This is a genomic window from Streptosporangium sp. NPDC002544 (assembly GCF_040295965.1).
Taxonomy (GTDB): domain Bacteria; phylum Actinomycetota; class Actinomycetes; order Streptosporangiales; family Streptosporangiaceae; genus Streptosporangium.
This window is the reverse complement of the sequence record NZ_JBEOWJ010000014.1, coordinates 171,403-197,900: the sequence shown is the minus strand read 5'-3', so window position 1 is coordinate 197,900 and position 26,498 is coordinate 171,403. Positions and strand designations below refer to the sequence as shown.

Here is a 26,498-nt window from a genome sequence, read left to right as displayed (position 1 = left end):
CCTGGAAGGAGCGGGGCGCTCTCCTGTGTGCGGCTGCTACCGCTGGTCGGCCGGGGGGGCCGGCCGCGGGGTGTGCCTGACCTTGCAGCCGGCCAGCGCCACCAGACCGGTCGGCAACAGCGGAACGAGAATCGCCTCCACCCAGTCGGGCAGGAACGAGGTCATCGACGGGTCGGCGGCGACCGCCCTAAGCCACGGACCTCGCATGCGGCTCCGCGGCCTGCTCGTCCAGCAGGTCGCGGAGCTGTGTCGGGCGAGGCGGGTCCTGCCGTTCGCCGGTGGCCCGCCCACGCAGAGGGCGCAGGCCACCGGGCAGGTCGGACGGGCCGGAGGAGCAGCGGCCGACAGACGACCCGCGCCTAGGAGACCACCCCGTCGACCCGGCGGGGAATGCCGAGGGGGTTGTCGTCGCGCAGTTCGGCTGGGAGCAGCTCGGCGGGCCAGTCCTGGTAGGCGGTGGGGACCAGCCACCTGCGGATCGCGGCGGCGCCGACCGAGGTGTGCGCGGCGGCCGTACTCGCGGGCCAGGGGCCGCCGTGGTGCATGGCCCAGCGGACCGCGACACCGGTCGGCCAGCCGTTCCAGATCAACCGGCCCGCCTTCCTGAGCAGCACCTCGGCGCTCTCCCGCGCCTCGCCGGGGTCGGTGGCGTGGATCGTGGCGGTCAGCGAGCCGTCCAGCCTCTCCAGTACGGCGGGCAGCTCCGCCGCGTCGCCGTAGACCACGACGACGGAGACCGGGCCGAAGCACTCCTCGGCGATGTCGGGCAGGGCGTCGGCGAACGACGCCAGATCGGTGACGAACACCTGCGGCGCCACCGCGAAGGCCCCCTCGCCCGGCTGCCCCTCGGCCAGCGTGGTGAGCTTGCCGAGCCTGGCCAGCCCGTGCAGGAAGCCGCCCCGGATCCGCTCGGTGAGCATCGGCCCGCCCGCGGTCGCGGAGACCGCCTCGGAGATGGAGGTCAGGAGCTCGGTGTCGTCAGGGACGAAGACCAGTCCGGGGTTGGTGCAGAACTGACCGGTGCCGAGGGTCAGCGAGGCGGCGAACCCCTGGGCGAGCCCTTCGCGGTCGGCCGAGGGCAGCACGACGACGGGGTTGACGCTGCCCAGCTCGCCGTAGAACGGGATGGGTTCCGGGCGCTCGGCGATGAGAGCCTGGACGGCCTTGCCCCCGGGGACGGAGCCGGTGAACCCCACGGCCACCACGGAAGGGTGCGTGGCCAGCCGCTTTCCCGCGTCGAGCCCGCGGACCAGGCCCAGGAGTGCCGGATCGGGCAGCGCGCTCTGGATGACCTTCTGCGACAGCTCCGAGGTGCATGGGTGCCCGTCGTGCGCCTTGACCACCACCGGGCATCCGGCGGCCAGCGCCGAGGCGGTGTCACCGCCCGCGACCGAGAAGGCGAACGGGAAGTTGCTCGCCGCGAAGACACCGGCCACGCCGGGCAGCGGGTGGTTCATCCGCCGCAGGTCGGGGACCGGCGGCTGGGCCGTCGCGTGGTCGATCACCGCCTCCACGTGCCCGCCGTCCCGCAGCACCTGGGCGAAGAGCCGGAACTGGCCCGCGGCCCGCCCCACCTCGCCGCGGAGCCGGGTCTCCCCGAGCGCGGTCTCGGCGTCGGCGGCCCGCCAGAGCTCCTCGACGTTCGCCTCCAGCGCCGCCGCGACCGCCTCAAGCACCGGCGCCCGGTCGGCGGAACGCCAGGCGGGTCCCGCCGCGCGGGCGGCTCCGACGACCGCGTCCACCTCGCCGTCCGAGGTCAGCGGGTAGGGGTCCCCGGCGGGCTCGCCGGTCCTGGGATCAATTGAGTGGATCAACACGGAGCCTTTCCTCAGTGGAGCCTGTCGCGGCTCGCTGGACCACCCTCCTACGGTAAGCGCTTTCCACAACAGCGGCCACCCCATGGACCGGCACTAGGGAAGCTCCGCCTCCCAGCGGGCGATCAGCGTCTGGCCCCCGACCACCACCGCCACGTGCTCCTCGGCCGCGCCCAGGGCGGTGCGCAGCGCCTTCGCCTCCTCTCCCCGGTACGTCTGGGAGGAGAGGTTCCCGGAAGCCGGGTCCAGCGCCGGCGCGAGGACGCCCTCGGGCCAGCTCGCCTGCCGGATGGGCCGGACACCGCGGCCCTCGTACAGCGTCACGGTGATCGGCGCGGTGCGGTCCGGCGTGCCGGTGGCCCGGATCCGGCCGGTCAGCGCCGTGAGCCGCTCACCGGCGGCGACGATCCGCTCGTCCTCCACCAGCGGCGCCCCCTCCAGCCGGTTCTCGTGGACCTTCCCGTCCTGGCCGGTCACGGTGATGACGGTGAAGGGCTGGTCGGTGGCTCCCCCGGTACGGTCGAGGGTGCCCTCCCGTCCCGCCAGGGCCGCGACCAGCCCGGTCCGCAGGTCCCCCAGCTCGGCCGCGGAGAGCGGGACGGCGACCAGCTCCCCGTCCCGCAGCGAGACGGCCCGCCCGTCACCGGTGACACTCAGGCTGTCACCGCCGACGCAGGTCATCGGGCCGCACCTGAGGAACCGGATCACGACATCGTCGGTCCGAGCTCCGGCCCGCGCGACGGGCGCGCTGGTTTCGGCGGTCGCGCTGGTCTTTACGGTCGCGGTGCTTTCGGCGGTCGCGGAACAGCCGGTCAGCAGAAGCACGACGGCCAGCAGAGAACGGATCACACCACTGTGACGGACCGAAAACCGACTTGGTTCACCCGCCCTTCCCCGCGAAAAGCGGATCAGGACCGGGCGGCCTGGGCGGTCTCCCTGGCCCAGCGGTAGTCGGCCTTGCCCGCCGGGGAGCGGACCATCTCGTCGACGAAGGCGAAGGTCCTGGGCACCTTGTAACCGGAGAGCTTCGCCCGGCAGTGCGCGTCGAGGTCCTCCACCGCAGGGGTCGCGCCGGGACGGAGTTCGACCACCGCGGCGACCTGGCTGCCCCAGCGCTCGTCGGGGATGCCGGTGACGACCGCGTCGAAGACCGCCGGGTGCCCCTTGAGCACCGCCTCGACCTCCTCGGGGAACACCTTCTCACCGCCGGTGTTGATGCAGACCGAACCTCGCCCGAAGATCGCGATGGTACCGTCCTCCTCGACCTGGCCCATGTCGCCGGTGAGCAGCCAGCGCACGCCGCCTGAGTCGGTCACGAAGGTCTTGCCGGTCTTGTCGTCGTCCTTGTAGTAGCCGGAGGCGATCCGGCCGCTCCTGGCGACCATGCCCAGCTCACCCCCGCCGGGCTTGACCGGCTCCAGCCTCTCGTTGAGCACGGCCAGGTCGACCGCGACGTTGGCCTGGAAGCGCTGGCCCGACTCGGGCGAGGAGCCGGGGATCGCCGAGGCGGTGTATCCGGACTCGCTGGACCCGAAGTTGTCCAGGATCATCCTGCCGGGCAGCAGTTCCGCCAGGCGGTCGCGGAGGGAGCCGGTCAGGATGGCGCCGGTGGAGCTGAGCACGAACAGCGACGACAGGTCGTAGCCGCCGCCCTCGAGCTCGTCGATCAGCGGACGGGCCATCGCGTCGCCGGTGATGTTGATCGTCAGGACCCCCTCCCGCTCGATCGCGCGCAGTACCTCGGCCGCGTCGAACTTGCGGACGTAGACCATGGTTCCGCCCATCCACCAGGTGATGAAGGTGGCCATCTGGGCCGCGCCGTGCATCAGCGGGGCCGCCGCCAGCATGGTGACAGGTCCGGAGGCCACGGCCGCCTCGATCACCTCCTCCGGCGTGGCCCGCGGCTCCCCGCCCGGATTGCCGCCGCCGAAGGCGAAGAACAGGTCCTCGACCCGCCACATCACGCCCTTGGGCATGCCGGTCGTGCCACCGGTGTAGATGATGTAGACGTCGTCGCCGGACCGCGCGGGGAACCCCCGCTCCGGTGACCCGGCCGCCAGCGCCTCCTGGTACGGCACCGCCGTCTCGACCTCGGACGGCCCGCCCACCGCGATCAGGTGCCGGAGCCGCGGGGCCTGTGGGGCGGTGGCCGCCACCCGGCCGTCGAACTCCACGTCGAACAGGAGCGCCACGATGTCGGAGTCCTGGTAGAGGTAGAGCAGTTCGGCCTCGACGTAACGGTAGTTCACGTTGATCGGCACGGCCCGGATCTTGAGCGCGGCCAGCATCCCCACCAGGTACTCGATGCCGTTGTAGAGGTGGATGCCCACGTGCTGCCCGGCCGAGACGCCCCGGTCGAGCAGATAGTGCGCGAGCCGATTGGCCTCCGCGTCCAGTTCCGCGTAGGTCCGGCGATCATCACCGCAGATGGCGGCGGTGCGGTCCCCAACCGCGTCCACGATCCCCTCGAACAGATCTGCGTGGTTGAACTCCATGGGCCCTCCTGGGGGGATCAGGGTCTGTCGCTGCCGACCATCCACATCGCGAAGAACTGGGCGCCTCCCCCGTACGCGTGCCCGAGGGCCCGCCTGGCGCCGTCCACCTGGTGCTCCCCCGCCATCCCCCTGACCTGGAGCGCCGCCTCGGCGAACCGGATCAGCCCGGAGGCGCCGATCGGGTTGCTCGACAGCACGCCGCCCGAGGCGTTCCACGGAATGTCGCCGTCCAGCGCGGTCGCCCCGGACTCGGTGAGCTTCCAGCCCTCCCCCTCGGCGGCGAAACCGAGGTTCTCCAGCCACATCGGCTCGTACCAGGAGAAGGGCACGTACACCTCCGCCACGTCGATCTCCCTGCGCGGGTCGGTGATCCCGGCCTGCCGGTAGACGTCCGCCGCGCAGTCCTTGCCACCCTGCGGGTTCACCGTGTCGCGGCCCGCGCGAAAGATCGGCTCGGAGCGCATCGCGGTGCCGAGGACCCAGGCCGGTGTGCTGTCGGTGAGCTTGTCGGCGGCGGACAGCACCATCGCGCAGGCACCGTCGGAGGACGGGCAGGTGTCGAGATAGCGGATCGGCTCCCAGAGCATCGGGGTCGACTCGACCATCTTCAGGTTGATCCCGGGGATCCTCAGATGGGCGTACGGGTTCTTCAGGGCGTTCTGCCGGTCCTTGACGGCCACCAGGTGGCCGATGTGCTCGGGGGCGCCGGAGCGGCGGATGTACTCGCGGATGTGCGGGGCGAAGTAGCCGCCCGCACCGACGACCAGCGAGGCGCTGAACGGCTGGTGGGTGGAGAGCGCCCAGGTCGCGTTGGACTCCGACTGCTTCTCGAAGGCCACCACCAGCACCCGGTCGTGCACGCCGCCCTGGATCAGCGAGGCACCGACCAGCGCGGTGGAGCCGCCGACCGAGCCCGCGGTGTGGACCCGCATCACCGGCTTGCCCGCGGCGCCCAGCGCGTCGGCCAGGTACGCCTCGGGCATCATCACGCCCTCGAACAGGTCGGGCGCCTTACCGATGACCACCGCGTCGATGTCCTTCCAGGTCAGGCCCGCGTCCTGGAGAGCGCGCAGGGCCGCCTCGCGGACCAGGCCGGCGATGGAGACGTCGTGCCGCTTGGTCGTGTAGCGAGTCTGACCGACACCGATGACCGCGCAGGGGTTACTCATGGTCGCTCACCGCTCCTCGCTCACTTCGCGGACCACTTGCTTCGCGGCGCGGCCCACTCCGCTCACTGCGTCGGGTTCGCTCCATTCTCAGGCCTCCATCACGGTGACGAGGTTGTGCTGGAGGCAGGGGCCGCTGGTGGCGTGTCCGAGGGTGCGGCTCGCGGTGCCGTCCAGGATGTGTCGGGCCGCCTCGCCGATCCTGATGAGGCCGGTGGCCATGACCGGGTTGGCCGCGAGGGGGCCGCCGCTCGGGTTGACCCGGGTGCCCTCGGGAAGCTCCAGCGCCCGGCGCAGGATGATCTCCTCGTGGCTGAACTGGGCGTGCAGCTCGGCCACCTCGACGTCACCCTTGCCGACCCCCGCCGCTCGTGCGGCGTCCGCGGCGGAGGCCGACCGGGCGAGATCCCGCATGCCCAGGTAGTGGGGTTCTATCCGGTGCGCGATCCCGGTGATCCACGCGGGGCGCTCGCACAGCTCCCTGGCCAGGTCTCCCGCCGCCAGCACCACCGCGGCGGCGCCGTCGGTGATCGGGGCGATGTCGTACGGCCGCAGCGGCTCGACCTCGGCCCCCTCCCCCGCCGGTTCCGGCAGGTCGAGGGCGTAGGGGTTGGCTCTCCCGTCGGCGCGGCTGCGCCGCACGATCTCGTCCAGCTCGGCCCGCTCCGCCCCGGTGGCCGACGCCTGGAGCGCGGCGAAGGAGACCTGGTCCAGGCCGAGGGGGGCCAGGTAGTACGGGTCCAGCTGGAGCGTCATGATCTCCCGCAGGTCCCCCTGGGAGGACTTGCCGAAGCCGTAGACCAGGGCCGAGTCGACGTCGCCGTGCTGCAGCCTGACCCAGGCCTCGTACAGCGCCCAGGCCGCGTCCATCTCGACGTGGCTCTCCGAGATCGGCGGCCAGGCACCGAGCGCGTCGAGCGCGGAGACGAAGGAGAACGGGGCGCCCGCCAGATAGTCACACGACCCCGAGCAGGTGAAACCGAACTTCCGCAGCCCCGTGGCGGCCCTGACCGTCTCCAGCGGGGGCAGGATGAGCTCGGACTCGCTCTGTCCCTCGTCGACGGCGCTGTGCCTGGTCTGCGCGAACGCGACGATCGCTATCTCACGCATCTACAGCTCCACGTCCGGCTCGCCGGTGGGGGCGAACCACTTGATGTTCGACATGGACATCGTCCGCTCCTCCTCGGGCACCCACACGGCCCGCACCCGCATGCCCTGGCGCACCTCGTGGGCCGCGATCCCGCCGACCAGGGCGATCATCGGGATGTCGGCGCCGTCGAGCTGGATGTAGGCCGAGACGAACGGCACCTCGGGGGCGCGCGGGTCGGGCAGGTTGTTGATGGCGAAGGTGGTGACCGTGCCGATGTCGGGGACGACCACCTCCTCGGTGATCGAGACTCCGCACTCGGGGCAGGACAGCCGGTAGGGCACGTAGACCTTGTGGCAGGTGCCGCACCGGCAGCCGATGAAGACGCCCTCGGCGACGCCCTGCAGGAATCGGGCCAGCGCCAGGCCTGGCCGGAGCGAGTACTCGACGCGGACCTCGGAGACGATCCTGGTGACCTCGGGAACGAAGCTCTCGATGTCGGTGATGTGCCCGGTGCGCTCGGCCCGCCAGCGGGGGCGTACCCGCAGCCCGGGGCGCATGGCCTTGACGTCTCCCGCGTCCACCGCGTGCACCAGCGCGGTGTCGGCTCCGTCCAGCCGGATCAGCGCCCAGGCGAACGGCCGGTCCAGCGGGTGGCCCTTCCTCGGGGTGTTCACCCACGCCCAGCTCTCGACGGTCCCGGCCGGCCCGACCTCGACGAACTCCTCGGTGACGGCATCGCCGGTGTCGGGGTCGTACTCCAGCGGCGGCACCAGTGTCCGCCCGGCCGCCGTACGGACCCCGACGACGCGCCCGTCCCGCAACTCGGTGAGGAAGCGTCCGATCACCGGTCCCGTCGTACGCGTGTATCCGCCGGGGAACTCCAGCGTGTGCCGAGCCCGCAGGGTCGTTGGATCGCTAGATGGCACGTTCGTGTCCCTCCCAGTACGGGTCACGTAGCTTGCGTTTGAGGAGCTTGCCGTTGGGCTCGCGGGGCATCTCGCCGATGAAGTCGACGGACTTGGGCCACTTCATCTTCGACAGGCGGCCTCTCAGCGACTCGATGAGCTCGGCGGCCAGCTCGGGCGAGGGCACCACTCCCGGGGCCGGCTCGACCACCGCCTTGATCTGCTCGCCCCACTCCTCGTCGGGGATGCCGAACACGGCCACGTCGCCGACCTTGGGGTGGACCATCAGCTCGTTCTCGATCTCGGCCGGGTAGATGTTGGCCCCACCGGAGATGATCATGTCGGCCTTGCGGTCACAGAGGAAGAGGAAGCCCTCCTCGTTCAGGTAACCGATGTCACCGACGGTGAAGTGGTCCTGCAGCCGGCCGGCCTCGGTCTTCTCCTGGTCGCCCTTGTACTCGAACCTGACGCCCATCATCTTCATGTAGATGGTGCCGGGGGTCCCGGTCGGGACGGGCTCCATGTCCTCGTCCACGATGAGCAGCTCGCTGATCGGCCAGGCGGTGCCGACGGTGCCGGGATGTTTCTTCCAACCCTCCGGGGTGGCGATGGTGCCGCCGCCCTCGGTCGCCGCGTAGTACTCGTAGATGCAGTCGCCCCACCACTCGAACATGGCCCACTTGACCGGGACCGGGCAGGGGGCCGCGGCGTGGATCATCCATTTGAGGGAGGAGAGGTCGTATCGGGACTTCACCTCGTCGGGGAGCGCGAGCAGGCGCTTGAAGTGGGTGGGGACCATGTGCGAGTTGGTGACGCGGTACCGCTCGCAGAGCCGGAGCGTCTGCTCGGCATCCCACTTGTCCATGTAGACGAGCGTGTGCCCCATCTGCAGGGCCGTCCCGCCGAACTGGGTGACGGCCGTGTGGTAGTTCGGCGAGGTGACCAGGTGGACGTTCTCCTTGCCCGGTGTGATGCCGAACAGGGCGAGCAGGAAGGTCATCAGCTCGGCGGCGTCGTCGGGGTCCATGCCGTTGAGCGGGCGGCGCACGCCCTTGGGCTTGCCCGTGGTGCCGGAGGTGTAGTGCATGGTGGCACCCGCCGTACGGTCGGCGGGTGCGGTGTCCGGCTGCCCGTCTGTCAGCTCCGAGGCGGGCCGCACCCCGTCCACCTGGCCGAACGAGAAGACGCGGTCCCCGGCGATGCCCGAGGAGGTCACGCCGCGCAGGCCCTCGGTGGCGTGGCGCTCGTCTATGAAGAAGGCCCGCGCCTCGCTGTCCGCCACGATGTAGCCGATCTCGGGACCGGTGAGGTGCCAGTTGATCGGGGTGTAGTACCACCCGGCCTGCAGGGCTGCCAGGTAGAGGACCAGCCCGTCGGAGCCGTTGGGCACGAGCCCGCAGATGCCGTCGCCCGTCTTCAGCCCGAGCTCTCTCAGTCCGTGGACGAGGCGGTTGGCACGGGCGAGGAGGTCACCGGCGCGATGTTCCGTGCCGTCGGGATCAACGGCGGCCACCCACTCGGGATCCGCCTGCGCCAGTCTCCAGAAACCGAGCGTACCCATCGGAAATCCTCTCTGTCGAAAGGCCCCGGCTCGCCGGAGTGAATCATGTTCTCTTTATGGCGACAAGCCCTGGCAGAACGGGGTAAATAGAACAGGAATCTGTTCTTGTACGCATGGGCAGACTAACCCCAGGAGGCACACCTAGCAAGCGCTTGATACGCACCCTGACTCCTGGATGGACCTTGACCATTTCACGATGACCCGGCCCCCTGGAAGGCGTCCGGGGAAGACTTCTCACGGCCGGGCGACCTGGCGGCGCGGACCGCGCCGGATCTAGGATTGCCTACCAAGCGCTTGGTAAAGTAACGGAGGTCTTCCCGTGGAACTTCTGCCGATCAGCACGCCACACTGCCGGATCGAGCGCGACGGTCATGTCGTCGTCGTCACCCTGGACCGGCCCGAGGCGAAGAACGCGCTCTCGTCGGACATGCTGGTCGGCCTGGCCGACGCCTGGGCATACGTCTCCGACGAGCCCGAGGTCCGCGTCGCCGTCCTGACCGGCGCGGACGGGACGTTCTGCGCGGGCGCCGACCTCAAGGCCATGGGCGCTCCTTCGCAGGACCCCCGGGTCAGGGAGCGGGCCGCGGCCATCCCCGACTTCCACTGGAAGGGCCTGCTCCGCGATTCGGACGCGCTGCCGACCAAGCCGATCGTCTGCGCGGTCGAGGGGTACGCGGTGGCCGGCGGCACCGAACTGCTGGTCGGCACCGACCTGCGGGTGATCGCCGAGTCCGCCACCCTCGGCCTCTTCGAGGCCCGCCGCGCGCTGTTCCCGATGGGCGGCTCGGCGATCCGGCTCCCGCGCCAGATCCCGTACGCCTTCGCCATGGACATCCTGCTGACCGGTCGTGCCGTCACCGCGCAGGAGGCACTGAGCATGGGCCTGGTCAACCGCGTCGTCCCCGACGGGCAGGCGCTGGCCGTCGCACTGGAGATCGCCGCCCAGGTCGCCGAGTGCGGCCCGCTCGCCGTCCAGGCCATCCTGCGCACCTACCGCGAGACCCTGGGCATGCCCGAGGCCGAGGCACTCAAGGTCTCCGACGGCATCGGCTGGCCGGTCATCGGCTCGGCGGACGCCAAGGAGGGCTCCCGCGCCTTCCGCGAGAAGCGCCCGGCCGTCTACCAGGGAAAATGAACCACCCACGGTGCTCGCGGTCCGCCTGAACGGTGAGATCACCGAGGCGCCGAAAGCCCTCATGCGGAAGAGGGGACGCCCGGCGGGCGCCCCCTCTCATCGGTTCATCGCGGATCGCCGCGGCTCGGTTCAGCTGAGCGCGTCGGCCAGGTCGCGAAGAGCCTTGATCAGCGCGGCCTGCGCGCTGTCGGCGGCGTTGAGCTGGTTGGAGACAGCCCTCAGCTGCGCCACGGCGGCGTTCTTCTGCGGACCGTCCTTGAACTTCTCAGCCCGGTCGACGAACTTCCGCACGTTGTCGGCGGTGTCCTGCTGCATGGTGCCGGTACGCAGCGCCTGCGCGTAGTACGCCCGGACGACCTCGAAGCTCGGCACCCACGCCGTCTGCGGCTGGGTCTGCGGGTTGAACCTGTCGTAGCGCACCAGGGCCGCGGCGTCGACCTCGGCCTTGTCCAGGTGCTCGCTCGGCGTCAGCGCGAGCGTGTCGAAGCCACGGGCGATCTCGCTGCCGTAGACGTGACCGTTGTAGTAGTACGCGGACCAGAACCCGCCGGTGAGCAGCGAGGTCGCGTTGACCGGACCGCGGTCGAAGAAGGCGATCTCCTTCGGGTTGGCCGAGTCGGTGAAGTCGAAGGCCGAGATGCCGCCCTGGTACCAGGCCTGGACCATGATGTCGCGTCCGGGCACGGGGACGAGCGACCCGTTGTGGGCCACACAGTTCTCCTGGTTGACCTGAGGCACCGGGAGCTTGTAGTAGCTACGGAACTGCATCTTGCCGTCGACGATGTCGAAGATGGCGTTCGCGCCCCACGAGGGCTCGTCGGTCGTCCGGCAGCGCGCACCGGTGCCGCCACCCCACTCGTCGGTGAAGACGATCTTCGTCCCGTCGTTGTTCAGGGTCGCCGAGTGCCAGTAGGCGAAGTTCGGGTCGGTGACCTCGTCCAGCCTGACCGGGTTGGCCGGGTCGGAGATGTCGAGCAGGAGACCGTTACCGGCGCAGGCCGCCGCGGCCAGGCCGATCGCCGGGTAGGCGGTGATGTCGTGGCAGTGGGTCGTGACCGGCTGCGGCGACCAGGTCGAGCCGGACGGGTGCCGGGGCGCGGGCGGGGTGTTCTGCAGGCCGTTGATCGCACCGGTCTCCCGGTTGGCGAACAGGCGGGGCTGGCTCACGATCGCCGCGTTCTGCGGCGCGGCCAGCGGCACCTTGATGATGTCGATCCGCCACTGCGCCGTGTTCGGGTCCGTCGCGGCCCCGTTGACACAGCCGGCCAGCTCGCTGCCGGACCGGATGCTGGACGTGCCCGAGACGTAGACGTAGACGTTGTCCGGGTCGTCCTTGCTGGTCACCAGCGACTGGGTGTGCGATCCACGGCAGGTCTGGACCGCCGCCACCTGCACCGGGTGCTGGACGTCGCTGACGTCGAAGATCCGGACGCCCCGGAACCTGTCGGGGTTGACGGTGCCGCTGGCACCCTGGGTGCCGCAGTCGAGCCGTCCGCGCGTCTCCTCGACCGCCATGAACAGCAGGTTGCCGTGGATCGACAGGTCACCCTGTCCACCCGGGCAGACCACCGAGGTGGTCAGGGCCGGATTCGCGGGGGTGGAGATGTCATAGATGTTGAAACCGTGGAAGTTACCCACGAAGGCATGGTTGCCACTGAACGCCATGTCCGAGTTGGCGTACGAAAGATTGCCGACGTTCGTCGGCTGGAAGAACCCCTCCGGCTTGTCCCGGTGTGCCAGGAGCTGCAGGCCGGCACTGGCCTCCTGCGCGTCCAGCCATCCAGCACCGAGACCGATCCGCGGATCGACGTCGGCCGCTACGGCCGTGGCGGGCAACATCCCGACCACGACCGCCCCCGTAGCGATCATCACCCCTAGCTTGCTCAACCCGGCACGTCCCCAACGTGCCGCACGGCCCTTACCCATGGGTCGTAGCTCCTTCTCTAATGTCTCCATTGACATGACCCAATGCAGTGCGATACGGGACACAAAGGACCCATACCGCACAAGCACCCAAGATCTATGCATCGGCACAAAAACTGTAGGGGAACATCAGGGGATGTGCTATACCCTGCGATATCTATTGATTACGGACTTTCAGCCCAATGAGTCGAAAGCGGATATATATCATGCTCTCGCCATCCCCGCTACGGCGCGTCTTCCCTCTTATGCTTATCGTTACAATTCTCGCGGCGTGCACGTCCGAGGGCTCCGAGCAGGCCGCCGAACGCGCCCCCGCGGTCGTACAGCCGGGCGCCCCCGGGCAGTCAGGCCAGGTGCTCACCGGCGACAAGCTGCCCCAACCCGAGGAGCAGCAGTACACCGAGGCCGACGTACGCTTCATGCAGGGGATGATTCCGCACCACGCGCAGGCCCTGGTGATGGCCGAACTCGTCTCCACCCGCAGCACGCGCAGGGACCTGTCGCTGCTCGCCGAACGGATCAAGGCGTCACAGCAGGACGAGATCCGGCTGATGCAGAACTGGCTCCGGGCACGCCTCAAGCAGGTGCCGAACGGATCCTCCGGCCACGCGCACGGCGGGATCATGCCCGGGATGCTCACCGAGGCGCAGCTCACCGAACTGGAGAAGGCGAGCGGCGCCGAGTTCGACAAGCTCTTCGTCCAGTTCATGATCCGCCACCACACGGGCGCGCTGAGCATGGTGGAGAAACTCTTCGCCGACGGCGGCGGCCAGGAACCCGAGACCTATCGCTTCGCCACCGACGTCGACGCGGACCAGCGCATCGAGATCGACCGCATGCAACAACTCCTCGCCCAAATGGGCGGCACCCCGCTCGAGTAACCGTTCACCGACCGTCCCGAGGATCGCCGAATGCGGGTGGCTCACTGCACAGCGGAAATAACGGCTACTGAGCGGTTGCTGTATGCGTGGTATTTCCGGATTTCACACCACGGCCGGTGGGTGAGTGAGCACCGACGCGAGCCTCGCCGCCGCAGTGGCGGCAGATGACCATCGCGTCGAGGGTCTCGCCGCAGGAGTGCTGCCAGCGGACCGGGGGGTCGTCGGGATGCAGGTGGCGGTCGCCCCACCTCATGAGCGTGATCAGGACGTCGCACAGTTCGACGCCCGCGGGCGTGAGGTGGTACTCGAAGCGTACGGGGTGGTCGCTGTAGCGCTCCCGCCGGATGATGCCGACCGCCTCCAGCTTGCGCAGCCGGGCGGTGAGGATGTCGCGGGAGACGCCGGTGTTGAGCACGATACCGTCGAACCGCCGCACGCCGTGGCTGAGCTCGCGGATCACCAGCAGGCTCCACCGCTCGCCGACCAGGTCCAGGGTGTCGGCGATGGAGCACTCGCGCGGCTGAGCCTCCTTTGGCATGCCGTGCAGTTTAGCCGCCTCGGCCGCCGTTCCCACCGGCCCCGGTCGGCTCATCGCTCGGCACCTTTTTCGGGTCCGGTGCCGCCGGCCTGCGGGGCGAGGTCACACATCCCGCGGCCGGCCCGCCACCAGGCGGAGCTGCCGGGCGGAGCCAAGATGATCCCCGTCGGGCCCCCAGGCGTCGATCCGCTCGTCGATCCAGCCGTCGGCGCCCGCCTGATGCGTACGGGCGTGCAGGAGTACCCACGGTGACTCCGCCCGCGCGAGCCCGGCCCCCGGCCGTACGGTGAACTCGACGGTGGGAATGGGCAGCATCTCCCGCAGGACCGCGGAGTAGGACGGCGCCAGCCCGTCCATCAGCAGGATCAGGCGATGCGCGTCCGGCGGCTCGGAGTCCTCCACCAGGCGGATCCAGGCGGTCAGCTCGGCCTCGGTCCCGCCCGCGTAGGGACGATCCGGCCCCACGGCACGGATCTCCATGGACGTGGAGATGGCCACGAACTCGGGCGGGATCGTGAAGACCTCGCAGTCCTCCGGTCGCGGCACGGCCGGCGCGGTGGGTGAGACGGCCGGCCAGCAGTCGCGACCGGGAGACCCGAACGTCGCCGAGGCGTCGACATGGACGCCCTGCTCCGTCGTCGCCCGGCCCGCGAGCGAGGAGAGCGTACGGCCGGAACGCACCGGCGAGACCTCGACGCGGAACCCTCCGTGAAGGGGGCGGTGATAGCGCGCCGTACTACTCTGCAGCAGCGCGCCCGGCGCCTGCTCCCCCATCGCCGCCGTCAGCAGCGCGAGGGTCAGGCCACCGTGAACACCGCCGAAGCCCCACAGGTGCTTTCCCGGATCGACGAGGTCGCCCACCGGTTTCCCGAGCAGGGCGCCGACTTCCGCGATCACGAGTTCTCCCCTCCCGGACGACGTACCCGCAGCGAGGCGACGGCGGCCAGGCCCACCAGGCGATACCGCCGGCGAAGAGCAGGCACCCGGCCGCCTGCGCCACCGCGCACAGCAAGGGTTGGATATTCCAACTAACCCAACGCGAGGACCGTAACAGCAGTCAGTTTGAAAAAACAACCCTCAGGTCATGAAAACACGCCGTGAGCTCACGAATCGGCCGCCGACGCGGATCACGGGGTCCGTCAGCCGGCGGGTTGTACTTGATCACGCAGATGGAGGCGCCGTCCGGGCGAGTGACCCGATCGGAAGCCGATGCCTCACCGTGCGGATTCGTCCGTGACCTGGCCGATCAGCATCGCCACGCGGACGTGTTCGGTGAACGGCCGGTGCCGCTCCAGGGCGTGGCGGATCCGCTCGGCGAAGAGTGGTCGCCGGTCCGGAGCCGGCAGTCGGTCGACGGGAAGCGCCGAGTAGACACCGCCGACGATCTGGTCGAGGTCGAGTTCGTCGCCGTAGTCGACGCCGATCTCGCTCACGGCGAATCCCGCGCCGGTCAGACTGTCGCGGTATCGCCGCCGGCTCGCCTCGTCGGTGCCGCAGGCATGGCTGACTTCGAACCCGAACCACTGTTCCAGACAGCCGCGCAGCGCCCGCGACCAGGCGGTGTCCTGCAGCCACAGCGGAGTCCCGTTGGCCACCACGGCCACACCGCCGCCGGAGCGCGCCAGCGGAGCCAGCGCGCGGAACAGCTCGTCATGGTTCATCCAGTGCAGGGCCTGGCCGATGGTCACCGCGCCCACGGTCCGGTCGCCGAACAGGGCGCCCAGCGCCGGTATGTCGGTGTCCGCCCCCAGCATCCAGCTCAGGTTCGTCATGCCCCGCTCGCCTGCGGCCTGCCGGGCCCGGAGCAGCATGTCGGGCTCCGGATCCACGCCGAGGACCGCACGCACCCGCTCGGCGATCGGCAGGGTCAGCTGGCCGGTTCCGCAGCCGAGGTCGATCACGAGGTCGTCCCCGGTCAGCTCGAACGCCTCCACCAGCGCGTCGATGACGGCCCGGGGGTAACCGCGCCGATACCGGTGGTAGAAGTCAACCACTTCACCGCGAAATCCCAGATCCATGGCCACAGCCTGCCCGCCGAGGTCCCTGCCGCGACAGCGATTCAGCTCGCGGCGTCAGTCCGGCGGGAACCGGCGCCGCGTTCGCGGGCCGCGGGCAAGGAGGCCGACAGGGCGCCGGCACGGAGCAAGGCCACCCCGGCCTGCTCCCGCAGCCGGATCAGCCCGCCTCGCGCTGTCGCGCGGGTGGGCCGGCCGCCCTTGCGGAACCTGCCCGGCGGACGGATTCCCCGCTGGACGAAGGGTCCCCGCGCGGATTCCTCCGGGACCCGGCTGGATAGGCTTCGGCCAAGCCGTTCGCGAGCGGATCGGCCGCGGTCGGGTCGACAGCGATCCGGGAGGTCTCATGGCATACGACGTGGCAGCCGTACGGGCGCATTTCCCCGCCCTCGACGAGGGCGCGGCGCACTTCGACGGGCCGGGAGGCTCGCAGGTTCCCGAGCAGGTGGCGGACGCCGTGGCCGGCACCCTGCGGGCCGCCGTCGCCAACCGCGGCGCCGGAACCGCCGCCGAGCGCCGGGCCGACCGCATCGTGGTCGAGGCACGCCAGGCGATGGCCGACCTGCTCGGCGGTACACCGACCGGCATCGTGTTCGGCCGGAGCATGACGCAGCTCACCTACGACATGGCCCGCACGCTCGCCAAGGGGTGGCGTCCCGGTGACGAGGTCGTGGTCACCAGGCTGGACCACGACGCGAACATCCGGCCCTGGACGCAGACCGCCGAGGCACACGGGGTCACCGTCCGCTGGGCCGACTTCGATCCGGAGCGCGGCGAGCTGGACGTCGCCGCGATCGCCGGCCTGCTCACCGAGCGCACCCGGCTGGTGGCCGTCACCGCCGCGTCGAACCTGCTGGGCAGCCGGCCGGACATCCCGGCGATCGCCGAGCGGGTACACGCGGCCGGAGCGCTGCTCTACGTCGACGGCGTGCACCTGACGCCGCACAGCCCGGTCGACCTTCAAGGGCTCGGCGCCGACTTCTACGCCTGCTCGCCGTACAAGTTCCTCGGCCCGCACCTGGGCGTGCTCGCCGCCGCCCCCGCGCTGCTGGAGACCCTCCGCCCGGACAAGCTGCTCCCCTCCAGCGACGTGGTGCCGGAACGCTTCGAGCTGGGCACCCTCCCCTACGAGCTGCTCGCCGGCACGACGGCGGCGGTCGACTTCCTCGCCGGCCTCGTACCGGGTGCGGGCACCCGGCGCGAACGCCTGACCGCCTCGATGGCCGCGCTGGAGCGGCACGAGGAGGCCATGCTCGGGCGGCTCGACGCGGGTCTGGCCGAGATCGGCGGAGTGACCTCGTACGGCGCGGCCGCACGCAGGCGCACCCCCACGACACTGTTCACCATCGACCGCGTCAGGCCGGCCGACGCCTACCTGTCCCTGGCCGAACGCGGCGTCAACGCGCCCGCCGGCAACTTCTACGCGCTGGAGTGCTCCCGCCGCCTGGGCCTCGGCGACACCGGCGCGCTCCGCGCCGGAATCGCGCCGTACACCGACGAGTCCGACGTGAACCGGCTACTGAAGGGCATCCACGAGCTGGCCCGACAGGTCTAGCACTTCGCGATCTTGAGGGGTCGGGCTCACATACGGTACGTGATGACGTGCGACCCTTCGTCGTCGATCGGCTGGGTCCCGAGGTCGTGCTGATCGTGGATGAGGCCGGCTTCGTCAAGAAAGGCACCCGGTCGGCGGGGGTTCAACGGCAACACAACGGCACCGCGGGCCGGATCGGCGTGTTTCCGGCCTATGCCCACGCCGCGCCGGGCCGCACGTGATGACAAGGGCACAGCCTTTCGCGCGAGAGCACGGCGGCGGTCTCCGCCTGGCCGCTCCGCGGTTCCCGCTGCCCGGCTGTTGACAGTCACCGGCCTGCCATCGGGTGAACAAATCGGTTGCGGCTCGACAAGTGATCACATAGCTTGCGATCGGCATCGTCGAATCCGTCGTGAGGACACCCGCGTGACCCCGCCTGCTCTCTCCGCCTGACACCTTTCCAAAGCGCTTCGTCACCGACTCCGTCGGTACTACCGGGCTGTCCCGTTCCTGCGTGCCGCAACTGACGGCTCTGCCGGGACCCCCGGCTCTTCAGCGTTTCAGGCCGTGTGACCACGGCCTTCGTCAGGTCCGAGAGAGATCATGTCCTCACAACCCCATAGAGATCATTCCGTGCTGTCCTGGACCGTACGGCGGACTCGCCTGCCCCTACTGCACTTCCACTGCCTGGAGTGCCGCTCGGCGGTGGCCACCGTCGCGGAGGGCAAGTTCCGGGTGAACGCCAACGGCAAGCTTCTCGACGTGTGGCTTCTCGTCCGCTGCGTCTCCTGCGATCAGACCTCGAAGATCACCGTACGCGAGCGAGTCCCGGTTCGCTCCATTGATCCCGTCCAGCTCCACGCGTTCGAAACCAACGATCCGGCGCTCGTCATCCAGACGCTCCTGGACCCGTTGATCGCCCGGCGCAACCGGTTCAGCCTCGACTGGAAGGACGCATGGCGTCTGTATACGTCACCACCGCATCCGCCGGCGGACCCGAGCTGGCCGATCCGGGTGGAGGTCGAGTTCCTTGACCCCGTGCCCATCCGCCCGGAGCGGCTGATCGCCCACGGCCTCGGCATCAGCCGGAGCGAAACCGAACGCCGGATCAAGTCCGATGTCCGCCTCAACCGCACCACGACCACGAACTTCACTTTTGTCGTCCTTCCCGCCGCTCAGGGCGGGAGCAGGACGGTGTAGCCGCCCGGATCTCGTACCGAATCCCTGTCCGCCGGTCGTGGCCGACCCGTCCGTCATCGCCCGCGATCTGTTTCCCCCAAGTCGGCGAAGCAGATCGCGGGCGATGACCTCCTCTGCCTCGTGTTCGGGAAACTGCCTTTCTCCGCTGACAGCGGAAACGGCTGATCTCCCGAACACATGCTTGTGGCGCATCCGGTGAGAGGCTCCCGCCGCTGCGATGGAGACTGCCGCGAAATCGCTTCACCCGCAGGTCCGGGTCCGATGTCCACAAGCAACGACCCGCACCGCAAATGACCTGGTCACGCCCCAAGCGGCAGGCGGGTTCGGCCCGGTGGTGAGGGACGGGCCATGAAGGTGACTCGCCACACCATCTGCCGGGTAGGAGCCTCAGAGGCCGACCATCTCGTCCGTTTCGGGGAAGGATTTCACCATGCCAGTTGAGTTGAACCACACCATCGTGGCGGCCCGTGACAAGAAGGCGTCCGCCGAGTTCCTGGCAGGCGTCCTGGGCCTTGAGGTCGGGGCCCCCTACGGGCCCTTCATCCCGGTGGCGACCGGTAACGGCGTCACCCTGGACTTCGCCGACAGCCACGAGGAACAGATCACCACCCAGCACTACGCCTTCCTGGTCTCCGAGAAGGAGTTCGACGCCATCTTCGGACGGATCCAGCAGGCCGGCATCACCTACTACGCCGACCCCTTCCACCGGCAGGTCGGGCAGATCAACCACCACGACGGCGGCCGCGGCCTCTACTTCGAGGACCCGAACCACCACAACCTGGAGATCATCACCCGCCCCTACGGCAGCGGCGGATGACGCGGCCCCCTGACCCCTGGCAAGGGTCGTCCATCGGGCTGTTCCCACTCCTCCACGGCGCGTGATCCTGCCCTGCCCCCTTCCGGATCCGGCCCTGAACCCCTCAGAAAAGGGGAGCGGCCCCTCCCCCACCTCTCCATAGCGAGCGACCCTGCGCTTCTACGGCGGGTGCCCCTGTGCTCCTTTCGAAAGAGAGGCTTCAGCTACGGCGGCCGCCCCGGCACCGGCCTCCAGCGGATTGCTTCAGCCGTGCGGAGAGCACCGGGCGGCCCGGAAGAAAGCGGCTACGGTCCGCTCCCCGTACGGCGAGACGACATGGCGCGGAGGTGGGTGGGTGTTCCGGGCGGCGTATAAAGTCCCGAAACCACCGCGCCCGCCAGGCCGGAGGCCTGAAATCGCAGGACAGCGACTGAGACGGCCGCCCGGAACGCCCACCCACCGGAGCGCGCACACCCGACCGGCCAACTCATCGCCCCCCGCGCCCGGGGCACGCACGATGGTCGACTGAACGCGGGTGACACCGAGGGATCGACCAGGCCCCTCGAACGAGCCGGTTACAGCGGAACCGCGCCGAGGAGCGCACGTGAACGCGAGAGTCACCGGAGTCCGTTCTACGATGCGAGAAGAGAGGTGGAACGCCGCCCCCCGCGCACCACGAGATGGCGCGTGCCGTTCCGCCAAGGCCGGGCAAGTGTCGAGGTCCCTCCGGCCGAACCTCGACAACGGAGAGCAGGAGCAACGGTGCGCACTTCTGACGGCCCGCCGGAGAGCGGCGGGAAACGGAGCGGGATCACCTCCTCCGCGCTCAGTTCCACCGTTCTGCTGTACTGGCTCCTTGGCCTCACCGTGCTTGTCCTGGTGTCCGGCTACCTGAGCGACAGAGAGAGCCGGCTGGCCCCCTTCCTCATCATCCTGCCCGCCTTCGTCGCCGGGGTGGGGACGGTGCGGCAGACCTTCCTCACCGCCGGATGGGTCGTCCTCGTCGTTACCGGCTCGGTGCTCTACCACCCGTTGCAGCCGGCCGCCAATCTGTCATTGATCGCCTTCTCCGTCGTGCTCGGGGGGTTGAGCGTCGCGGGAGGCCGGTGGCGGATCCGCAAGAACGAGGAGATCGCCCGGCTGCGCTCGGCGTCGGCGGCCCTGCAACGGCAGATCCTGCGCCCGCTGCCGTTGCTCACCGACCAGCTCCTGGTCGACGGGCTGTACGAGCCCGCGGAGGAGGACAGCATGGTCGGGGGCGACATCTACGAGATCGTGGCCTCGTCGTACGGCAGCCGGGTGCTCATCGCCGATGTCCAGGGCAAGGGCCTGCCCGCCATCGGCACCGCCTTCGCGGTGCTGGGCGCCTTCCGGGAGGCGGCCTTCCGGGAACCGGCTCTCCCGGCGGTGGTGGACGCACTGGAAAATGCCGTGCTGCGGCACAACGCCTTCGCGAAGCAGGCCGGCGAACCCGAACGCTTCGTCACCGCCCTCATACTGAGCGTAGACAGCGGGTACAAGGCCCAGGCCGTCAACTGCGGCCATGTTCCGCTGTACATCCTGTACGGCGAGCGGGTCGGCCCGGTTCTCTTCCGTGATCCGGGCGTCCCCCTGGGGCTGGGCTCCCTCACCTCGCAACCACGTGCCGTCGAATGGTTCGACTTCCCTCCCGGTGCGACCCTGCTGCTCTGCACGGACGGCGTCACCGAGGCCCGTGACCCGTCCGGCGTCTTCTACCCCCTGGAGGACCGTCTGGCCCACTGGCATGACGCCTCCCCCGATCAGGTGGTCGGCACCCTCCAGACCGAACTGCTCCGACACACCCGGGGCAACCTCCGCGACGACGTCGCCGTACTGGCCATCCGCCGGAACTCCCCCGGCACGCCCATGACCACCCATTGATCATGTGCACCCGGAACGGAGAGCGCGGCGGGCCACGAACCCGCGCTACTCCCCGGTCAGCCGTCCCAGCCGCTCGGTGGCCTCGATGTACTCCTCCACCAGCCCGAACACCACGTCCTTGGTCAACCGTACCTGGTTCATGGTCCCGATGATCTGACCCGCCGGGAAGGTGGCCAGCTCGGCGGCGTCGGAGCGGGCGATGCGGCGGAGCGCGTCGGAGATCAGCATGAACTGCAGCGGCATCGGCAGGGTGCCGGGCGAGTCGGGCGCCTCCCAGGCGTCGGTCCACTCGTTCCTGAGCAACCGGGCGGGCTTGCCCGTCCACGAGCGGGAGCGCACGGTGTCGCGTGAGGTGGCCTCCAGGATGCGCTGCTTGGCCATCGCGGGGGTGTCGGCCTCCTCGACGGCGAGCCAGATGGAACCGGTCCACACCCCCTCGGCTCCGAGCGCCATGCCCGCCGCCATCTGGCGGCCGTTGCCGATTCCTCCCGCGGCCAGTACGGGCACGTCCACCGCGTCCACCACCTGCGGGATGAGCACCATCGTGGAGATCTCCCCGGTGTGCCCGCCCGCCTCGGTGCCCTGCGCGACGACGATGTCCACGCCGACCTCGACCTGCTTGACGGCGTGCCGGGGGGTGGACGCCAGCGCCGCCACCTTCACGCCCTTGGCGTGCGCCAGCTCGACCACGTCGGCGGGCGGCGGGCCGAGGGCGTTGGCCAGCAGCGCGATCGGGTGCCGCAGCGCCACCTCGACCTGCGGCCGGGCGGTGGCGTCGGTCCAGCCGAGCAGAGCCCGGCCGGCCTCCTCGCCGGACAGCGGACCGACGCCGTGCGAGGTCAGCAGGTCGTCGACGAACGCGCGGTGCCCCTCGGGGATCATCCCCTGGAGCCGTCCCAGCAGATCCTCGGGCGAGTCGACGCCCAGGTCGGCTCCCGCGTAGGAGGCGGGCATGACCACGTCGACGCCGTACGGCTTACCGTCGACGTGGTCGTCGATCCACTTGAGCTCCATCTCGAGCTCTTCCGGGGTGAAGTAGAGCGCGCCGAGCACGCCCATCCCGCCGGCGCGACTGACCTCGACGACGACGTCCCGGCAGTGGCTGAAAGCGAATATCGGAAGTTCGATCCCGAGCATGTCCGTGACACGTGTCCGCATGCGCCCACGGTACGACCCGCCTCCGGCGAACTGCAACGTGTTCTAGTCTAGAATATTTCGTCGGTATTGTCGGGAAATCAAAACATTGCCGGGAAACTACAACAAGAACCTGTTTCACCGAGGCATTCGGCGCCAGATCGCGCGCGGCAGCACGCGCATCACCGCGAAGAACACCCGCAGCCCGCCGGGAACCCAGACGACCTCGGCGTCCGAGCGCAACCCGGCGATCACCGCGTCGGCGACCTGGCCAGGAGTGGACGACATCGGCGCGGGAGACATCCCCTCGGTCATCCTGCCGATCACGAAACCAGGCCGGACCACCATCACCCGGGCACCCGATCCGTGCAGGGCGTCACCCAGCCCCTGCGCGAACCCGTCCAGGCCCGCCTTGGCCGAGCCGTACACGAAGTTGGCCCGGCGCACCCGCACCCCGGCCACCGAGGAGAGCACCACCAGCGTGCCGTGGCCCTGCTCGCGCAGCCGCCGCGCGGCGAAGAGCCCGGCGGACACGTGCCCGCCGTAGTTGACCGCGACCGCCTCGGCGGCGGCCACCGGATCGGCGTCGTAGGTCTGCTGGCTGCCCAGCACGCCGAAGGCGGGGATGACCACGTCCAGGTCACCGACCAGCTTCGCGGCGGCCTCGATCACCTCGCCGTGCGTCTCGGGCCGGGAGGCGTCGAAGTCCAGCAGGTGCACCTCGGCGGCCCCGATCACCGGGGGCGGCCCGGCGGTGGCGTCACGGGCGGCGAGCACGACCCGGCGGGCACCGTCGCGGACCAGCCGCTCGACGATCGCCAGCCCGATCTCACTGCGCCCACCCAGCAGCAGCACGGTGTCCACCGCGCCCAGGGCGTTCCTCATCGAATACCTCCAGCGTGGAGCCCCCGGGCCGCAGCCTTGGGGAGGAAGTCGACGGGCGGTCCTCCTCGGCGTCCCGGGACTGGGACCTGTCCGCTCGCCCGCCACGGGGGCCGAGCCGCACGGCACGCCACGCGACCGCGGCTCACAGGGAGAGTCTTCTCGACAGGTCCGAGCGGAACACCCCGGCCGGATCCACCTCGTCACGGATCCCTCGCCACTCTGCCAGCCGGGGGTACATCGCGGCCATCGTCTCGGCCGACATCCGCGAGTCCTTGGCCAGGTAGATCCGCCCGCCCGCCCCCGCCACCCAGCCGTCGAACTCGCGCAGCAGCCCGGCCAGCCCTCGCCGACCGGCGGGGATGTCCAGGGCGAGCGTCCAGCCGGGGGCCGGGAACGACAGCATCCCCGGCGTGCCGGGGCCGAACCGCTTGAGCACCGTGAGGAAGGAGACCACCCCGTCGGCCGACAGCCGCGAGACGATCCGCCGCAGCGTCGCCTCCTCGCCGAACGGCACCAGGAACTGGTACTGGACGAAGCCGTGCGAGCCGTAGACCCGGTTCCAGCCGTCCACCGAGTCCAGCGGGTGGAAGAACGGCGCGAGTCCCTGGATGAGACCGGTGCCGGGGCGTGACTTCCGGTACCAGGCCTCGTTGAAGGCCCGTACGGTCACCTGGTTGAGCAGCCCGTTCGGCGCCCAGGCGGGGGCCTTCACCGCGAAACCGGGAGCGAACGCCAGCGGGTCGGCGCCGCGCGGCAGCTCGTCGCGGGTCGCGTGGTCTCCCCTGGTGAGCACGCTGCGGCCCATCCGGGCGCCCGCGGCGAGCAGGTCGATCCAGGCGACCGTGTAGCGGTAACGGTGATCGGTGGCCGCCATCGTCTCCAGCGTGTGGTCCAGGTCCCGGGTGCGCTCGACGTCCACCCGTACCCGGGAGGTCTCGATCGGCAGGCACTGGAACACCGCCTCGGTGATCACACCGGTGAGCCCCATCCCACCGACCGTGGCCCAGAACAGCTCGTCGCCCAGCGCCAGCGTACGGCCGGCGCCGTCGGCCGTGACCAGGGTGAGGGAGCGCAGGTGAGCGCCGAAGGAGGAGTCGGCGTGGTGGTTCTTGCCGTGCACGTCGGCCGCCACGGCCCCGCCGACCGTCACGTACCTGGTGCCCGGGGTGACCGGGACGAACCAGCCCAGGGGCACCAGAGCGGCCATCAGATCGTGCAGGCTCAGCCCACCGGCGGCGGTGACCAGGCCGGTTGTCCCGTCCAGGGACCACGAGGTCAGCGCGGTGCAGTCGAGGACCAGGCCGCCGGAGTTCTGCGCGGCGTCGCCGTAGGATCGGCCGAGTCCCCGGACCGCGACGCCCCGGCCCGGTGCCCGCCGTACCAGCTCGGCGACCTCCTCGGCGGAACGGGGCCTGGCCAGACGCGCGGGGGTCGGCGCGGTACGGCCCCAGCCGGTCAGGAAGGTCATCGAACCTCCTTGAGCGTGGAGAACTCGGGCCTCGGCCCTGGAGAGGAGGTCAAGGCAGGTAGATCCCGAAGGCGAGCGAGACGAGCAGGAGCGCGACGAACACCTGCGTGGGCCGGTCGCGCAGGGCGAGTTCCTCGGGCTCCTCCCCCACACCCCTGTCCACCAGCAGATTGTGCCGCAGCACGATGAGCAGGAAGGGCACGATGCTGATCCCGTAGAACGGGCCGGGGTGGTCGTTGAGCGCCCACAGGCAGTAGGTCACGATCATGGCGCCTGACGACATCATCCGGACACCGGCCAGGTAGCCGGGAGTGTAGGCGGCCAGGATGGCCCGGGTGGAGTTGCCGCCGGCGGCGGCGCGCAGCTCGGCCTCCCGCTTGCCCGCCACGAGCTGGAGCGAGCCGAGCGAGATCACCACAAGGAACCAGCTCGTCACCGGCACGTCCACGGCGACCGCCCCGGCGAAGGCGCGGATCACGTGGCAGCCCGCGACCGCGACCAGGTCCACCACCACCTCGTGCTTGAGCCAGTAGGTGTAGGCGAAGGTCAGCGCCAGGTATCCGACGACGACGGCCGGCAGCCGCCAGTCACCCGACAGCGCGGCGAACACCGGGGCGAGCACGACGAGCAGGGCTCCGACGATCCAGGCGAGCCGTACCGAGACCAGACCCGCCGCGATGGGGCGGTGGCGCTTGCGCGGGTGGCGGCGGTCGGCCTCGACATCGGCGGCGTCGTTGAGCAGGTAGGTGCCGCCGGCGGCCAGGCAGAACGCCACGAAGGCGATCAGCGCGCCCAGCAGGCCCTGGGCGGTCCCCAGCACGCCGGCCGCCGCCGGGGCCGCGAACACCAGGGCGTTCTTCAGCCACTGGCGCGGGCGGCAGGCCCGGACAAGGGCGACGGGCGAGAGGCGCCGGGCGCCCGGGAGGGGGAGCTCCGGCGCGGCCAGGGCGGCCGTCGGCGGATTCGCCGACGGCCACGCGGCCACCGCTTTCTCGTTCACCGGATCCTGGCTCGCCAGGATCCGGTCACCGGAGCTCACCGCATTCCGATCGTCAGCCCCGGCCGGTCCTGCGGACCAGGAGGAATCCGGTGACCAGCAGGGCGAGGCCCACCAGCAGCAGGATCACCGGGATCGTCACCTTGAGCAGGGTGATCTGACTCTTGCCCTCGGTGGCGTTGCGCACCAGCTCGTCGACGGTCTGCGGGGTCATCTTGGCCGTCGCCGCGAAGGCGATGATGCTGTGGGCGCCGTCCTGGGTCCTCAGGACGTCGTTGCGCTGCTGCTCCTGCTTGACCGGCGAGCCGGTCACCGGCTCGATCCAGTAGGTGTTCTTGCCCTCGTAGAACCGGTCCACCTGGACGTCGCCCGTCACGTCCGTCACGCCCATGATCGAGGCGGGGACGGTGCGGGTCTCGGTCTTCGTCTCCGGAGCCACCTGCTCGAACTTGTACGCCGGCAGGCCGTTGACGTCCTCCTCGCCGACGAACGTGGCGTCGAAGGCCATGCCCGCGGTGGAGTTGAAGACCTTGTAGGTCTTCTTCTCGACGTCGAAGGGGAACTTGTAGATCTGGCCTTCAAGCTTGCTGGGCTTCTTGTCGATATTCACCGCGCAGCAGTTGATGCCCTCGCCGGTGTACTTGTTGAAGGCGCTACGCCGTTCGTTGAGCGCGATGCCCGGGTTACCGTTCGTCGGGTCGTTGACCGCGGTGAACTCGTCCCAGACGACCCGGTCGCCCTGGGACTGGGACACGTCCCCGCGGGTGGTGACGGTGATGGCGAGGTCGCCGGTCATCACCTTGAGGTCCTTGGCGCTGAAGTACTGCGCTCCGGTGGCCTCCAGCTTGCTGATCCCGTATTGGGCGGCCGGAGCCGCGATCAGGCTGCCGCCGATCTGGAAACGCACCAGTGGCGCGAGCACAATGAGGAACGCCCCGACGGCTAACAGGATTACTCCGACGACCCGACGCATCTACCCTCCTGGGGGATTACAGCATGGGGGGTTTGGGGGGAAATATGTGGATTGACAAGGCTACTGACCAGTATGTTAGGTGCAGA

23 protein-coding genes and 1 pseudogene are annotated in these 26,498 nt (G+C 70.0%); 7 read left to right on the top strand and 17 right to left on the bottom strand.

From position 1 onward, the window contains the following. Positions 1 to 36 precede the first annotated feature (36 nt). The 8 genes from ABT061_RS22650 to ABT061_RS22615 form a co-directional block, all read right to left on the bottom strand. Positions 37 to 207 (bottom strand): hypothetical protein, encoded by a 171-nt coding sequence (locus tag ABT061_RS22650; protein WP_350921033.1) that lies wholly within the window; start codon positions 205 to 207, stop codon positions 37 to 39. A gap of 152 nt (positions 208 to 359) precedes the next feature. After that, the gene (locus ABT061_RS22645; RefSeq protein WP_350921031.1) at positions 360 to 1,817 is read right to left on the bottom strand and encodes an aldehyde dehydrogenase (NADP(+)); all 1,458 of its coding nucleotides are present in this window, start codon (positions 1,815 to 1,817) and stop codon (positions 360 to 362) included. A 93-nt stretch (positions 1,818 to 1,910) separates the two neighbouring features. Next, positions 1,911 to 2,663 carry a hypothetical protein gene (locus ABT061_RS22640; RefSeq protein WP_350921029.1) on the bottom strand — a complete coding sequence of 251 codons (753 nt, stop codon included), beginning with the start codon at positions 2,661 to 2,663 and terminating at the stop codon, positions 1,911 to 1,913. 59 nt (positions 2,664 to 2,722) lie between these two features. Next, a complete protein-coding gene (locus ABT061_RS22635; protein ID WP_350921028.1) occupies positions 2,723 to 4,309 on the bottom strand; it encodes an acyl-CoA synthetase in 1,587 nt (528 codons plus the stop codon). A 17-nt stretch (positions 4,310 to 4,326) separates the two neighbouring features. Next, positions 4,327 to 5,478: a thiolase family protein gene (locus ABT061_RS22630; protein WP_350921026.1), complete on the bottom strand. Its 1,152-nt coding sequence runs from the start codon at positions 5,476 to 5,478 to the stop codon at positions 4,327 to 4,329. An 87-nt stretch (positions 5,479 to 5,565) separates the two neighbouring features. Further along, positions 5,566 to 6,585: a thiolase family protein gene (locus tag ABT061_RS22625; RefSeq protein ID WP_350921023.1), complete on the bottom strand. Its 1,020-nt coding sequence runs from the start codon at positions 6,583 to 6,585 to the stop codon at positions 5,566 to 5,568. Then, the gene (locus ABT061_RS22620; RefSeq protein ID WP_350921021.1) at positions 6,586 to 7,491 is read right to left on the bottom strand and encodes a Zn-ribbon domain-containing OB-fold protein; all 906 of its coding nucleotides are present in this window, start codon (positions 7,489 to 7,491) and stop codon (positions 6,586 to 6,588) included. Beyond that, complete coding sequence (locus ABT061_RS22615; protein ID WP_350921019.1) at positions 7,481 to 9,031, bottom strand: acyl-CoA synthetase; 1,551 nt, start codon at positions 9,029 to 9,031, stop codon at positions 7,481 to 7,483. The genes ABT061_RS22620 and ABT061_RS22615 overlap by 11 nt, the downstream gene beginning before the upstream one ends. Positions 9,032 to 9,350: 319 nt before the next feature. Here ABT061_RS22615 and ABT061_RS22610 point away from each other — a divergent pair, with 319 nt between their 5' ends. Further along, positions 9,351 to 10,166 (top strand): crotonase/enoyl-CoA hydratase family protein, encoded by an 816-nt coding sequence (locus tag ABT061_RS22610; protein WP_350921016.1) that lies wholly within the window; start codon positions 9,351 to 9,353, stop codon positions 10,164 to 10,166. Between the two features lie 129 nt (positions 10,167 to 10,295). Here ABT061_RS22610 and ABT061_RS22605 read toward each other — a convergent pair whose 3' ends face one another. Further along, entirely contained in the window at positions 10,296 to 12,035 is a 1,740-nt protein-coding gene (locus ABT061_RS22605; protein ID WP_350921014.1) for an LVIVD repeat-containing protein, read from the bottom strand. A 299-nt stretch (positions 12,036 to 12,334) separates the two neighbouring features. Here ABT061_RS22605 and ABT061_RS22600 point away from each other — a divergent pair, with 299 nt between their 5' ends. Beyond that, a complete protein-coding gene (locus tag ABT061_RS22600) occupies positions 12,335 to 12,970 on the top strand; it encodes a DUF305 domain-containing protein (protein WP_350921011.1) in 636 nt (211 codons plus the stop codon). Positions 12,971 to 13,034: 64 nt separating this feature from the next. Here the strand turns inward: ABT061_RS22600 and ABT061_RS22595 are convergent, their stop codons facing one another. From ABT061_RS22595 to ABT061_RS22585, 3 genes are all read right to left on the bottom strand, one after another. After that, on the bottom strand, positions 13,035 to 13,508 hold the full coding sequence (locus tag ABT061_RS22595; protein WP_350921009.1) for a winged helix-turn-helix transcriptional regulator: 474 nt from the start codon (positions 13,506 to 13,508) through the stop codon (positions 13,035 to 13,037). 102 nt (positions 13,509 to 13,610) lie between these two features. Then, positions 13,611 to 14,405 (bottom strand): thioesterase family protein, encoded by a 795-nt coding sequence (locus ABT061_RS22590; RefSeq protein WP_350921007.1) that lies wholly within the window; start codon positions 14,403 to 14,405, stop codon positions 13,611 to 13,613. Between the two features lie 317 nt (positions 14,406 to 14,722). Beyond that, a complete protein-coding gene (locus ABT061_RS22585) occupies positions 14,723 to 15,526 on the bottom strand; it encodes a class I SAM-dependent methyltransferase (protein ID WP_350921005.1) in 804 nt (267 codons plus the stop codon). 343 nt (positions 15,527 to 15,869) lie between these two features. On the opposite strand from ABT061_RS22585, the gene ABT061_RS22580 reads away from it, so the two are divergent. The 5 genes and pseudogenes from ABT061_RS22580 to ABT061_RS22560 all read left to right on the top strand — a co-directional run bounded on the left by ABT061_RS22580 (position 15,870) and on the right by ABT061_RS22560 (position 20,955). Beyond that, positions 15,870 to 17,078 (top strand): cysteine desulfurase-like protein, encoded by a 1,209-nt coding sequence (locus ABT061_RS22580; RefSeq protein WP_350921003.1) that lies wholly within the window; start codon positions 15,870 to 15,872, stop codon positions 17,076 to 17,078. A gap of 35 nt (positions 17,079 to 17,113) precedes the next feature. Then, a pseudogene (locus ABT061_RS22575) lies at positions 17,114 to 17,284 on the top strand (transposase); the annotation flags it as partial. Positions 17,285 to 17,690: 406 nt separating this feature from the next. Beyond that, positions 17,691 to 18,257: a DUF1062 domain-containing protein gene (locus ABT061_RS22570; RefSeq protein ID WP_350921000.1), complete on the top strand. Its 567-nt coding sequence runs from the start codon at positions 17,691 to 17,693 to the stop codon at positions 18,255 to 18,257. Between the two features lie 430 nt (positions 18,258 to 18,687). Then, on the top strand, positions 18,688 to 19,074 hold the full coding sequence (locus ABT061_RS22565; protein WP_350920998.1) for a VOC family protein: 387 nt from the start codon (positions 18,688 to 18,690) through the stop codon (positions 19,072 to 19,074). A 741-nt stretch (positions 19,075 to 19,815) separates the two neighbouring features. Further along, entirely contained in the window at positions 19,816 to 20,955 is a 1,140-nt protein-coding gene (locus ABT061_RS22560; protein WP_350920996.1) for a PP2C family protein-serine/threonine phosphatase, read from the top strand. A 45-nt stretch (positions 20,956 to 21,000) separates the two neighbouring features. Here ABT061_RS22560 and ABT061_RS22555 read toward each other — a convergent pair whose 3' ends face one another. The 5 genes from ABT061_RS22555 to pgfA form a co-directional block, all read right to left on the bottom strand. Then, positions 21,001 to 22,113 (bottom strand): NAD(P)H-dependent flavin oxidoreductase, encoded by a 1,113-nt coding sequence (locus ABT061_RS22555; protein ID WP_350920993.1) that lies wholly within the window; start codon positions 22,111 to 22,113, stop codon positions 21,001 to 21,003. 114 nt (positions 22,114 to 22,227) lie between these two features. Then, complete coding sequence (gene dprE2 / locus ABT061_RS22550; RefSeq protein ID WP_350920991.1) at positions 22,228 to 22,974, bottom strand: decaprenylphospho-beta-D-erythro-pentofuranosid-2-ulose 2-reductase; 747 nt, start codon at positions 22,972 to 22,974, stop codon at positions 22,228 to 22,230. A 142-nt stretch (positions 22,975 to 23,116) separates the two neighbouring features. Next, positions 23,117 to 24,442, bottom strand: coding sequence for an FAD-binding oxidoreductase (dprE1, locus tag ABT061_RS22545; RefSeq protein WP_350920989.1), 1,326 nt, complete (start codon positions 24,440 to 24,442; stop codon positions 23,117 to 23,119). Between the two features lie 49 nt (positions 24,443 to 24,491). Then, a complete protein-coding gene (locus ABT061_RS22540) occupies positions 24,492 to 25,442 on the bottom strand; it encodes a decaprenyl-phosphate phosphoribosyltransferase (protein ID WP_502991464.1) in 951 nt (316 codons plus the stop codon). 52 nt (positions 25,443 to 25,494) lie between these two features. After that, a complete protein-coding gene (pgfA, locus tag ABT061_RS22535) occupies positions 25,495 to 26,412 on the bottom strand; it encodes a cell envelope lipid trafficking protein PgfA (RefSeq protein WP_350920986.1) in 918 nt (305 codons plus the stop codon). Positions 26,413 to 26,498 lie beyond the last annotated feature (86 nt).

Excerpts from the sequence above, each read along its gene's own strand:
- ABT061_RS22650 (WP_350921033.1), bottom strand. The coding sequence starts at position 207 with ATGCGAGGTCCGTGGCTTAGGGCGGTCGCCGCCGACCCGTCGATGACC.
- ABT061_RS22635 (WP_350921028.1), bottom strand. The coding sequence starts at position 4,309 with ATGGAGTTCAACCACGCAGATCTGTTCGAGGGGATCGTGGACGCGGTT.
- ABT061_RS22630 (WP_350921026.1), bottom strand. The coding sequence starts at position 5,478 with ATGAGTAACCCCTGCGCGGTCATCGGTGTCGGTCAGACTCGCTACACG.
- ABT061_RS22625 (WP_350921023.1), bottom strand. The coding sequence starts at position 6,585 with ATGCGTGAGATAGCGATCGTCGCGTTCGCGCAGACCAGGCACAGCGCC.
- ABT061_RS22615 (WP_350921019.1), bottom strand. The coding sequence starts at position 9,031 with ATGGGTACGCTCGGTTTCTGGAGACTGGCGCAGGCGGATCCCGAGTGG.
- ABT061_RS22605 (WP_350921014.1), bottom strand. The coding sequence starts at position 12,035 with ATGATCGCTACGGGGGCGGTCGTGGTCGGGATGTTGCCCGCCACGGCC.
- ABT061_RS22600 (WP_350921011.1), top strand. The coding sequence starts at position 12,335 with ATGCTTATCGTTACAATTCTCGCGGCGTGCACGTCCGAGGGCTCCGAG.
- ABT061_RS22595 (WP_350921009.1), bottom strand. The coding sequence starts at position 13,508 with ATGCCAAAGGAGGCTCAGCCGCGCGAGTGCTCCATCGCCGACACCCTG.
- ABT061_RS22585 (WP_350921005.1), bottom strand. The coding sequence starts at position 15,526 with ATGGATCTGGGATTTCGCGGTGAAGTGGTTGACTTCTACCACCGGTAT.
- ABT061_RS22580 (WP_350921003.1), top strand. The coding sequence starts at position 15,870 with ATGGCATACGACGTGGCAGCCGTACGGGCGCATTTCCCCGCCCTCGAC.
- ABT061_RS22565 (WP_350920998.1), top strand. The coding sequence starts at position 18,688 with ATGCCAGTTGAGTTGAACCACACCATCGTGGCGGCCCGTGACAAGAAG.
- ABT061_RS22555 (WP_350920993.1), bottom strand. The coding sequence starts at position 22,113 with ATGCGGACACGTGTCACGGACATGCTCGGGATCGAACTTCCGATATTC.
- dprE2 (WP_350920991.1), bottom strand. The coding sequence starts at position 22,974 with ATGAGGAACGCCCTGGGCGCGGTGGACACCGTGCTGCTGCTGGGTGGG.
- dprE1 (WP_350920989.1), bottom strand. The coding sequence starts at position 24,442 with ATGACCTTCCTGACCGGCTGGGGCCGTACCGCGCCGACCCCCGCGCGT.
- pgfA (WP_350920986.1), bottom strand. The coding sequence starts at position 26,412 with ATGCGTCGGGTCGTCGGAGTAATCCTGTTAGCCGTCGGGGCGTTCCTC.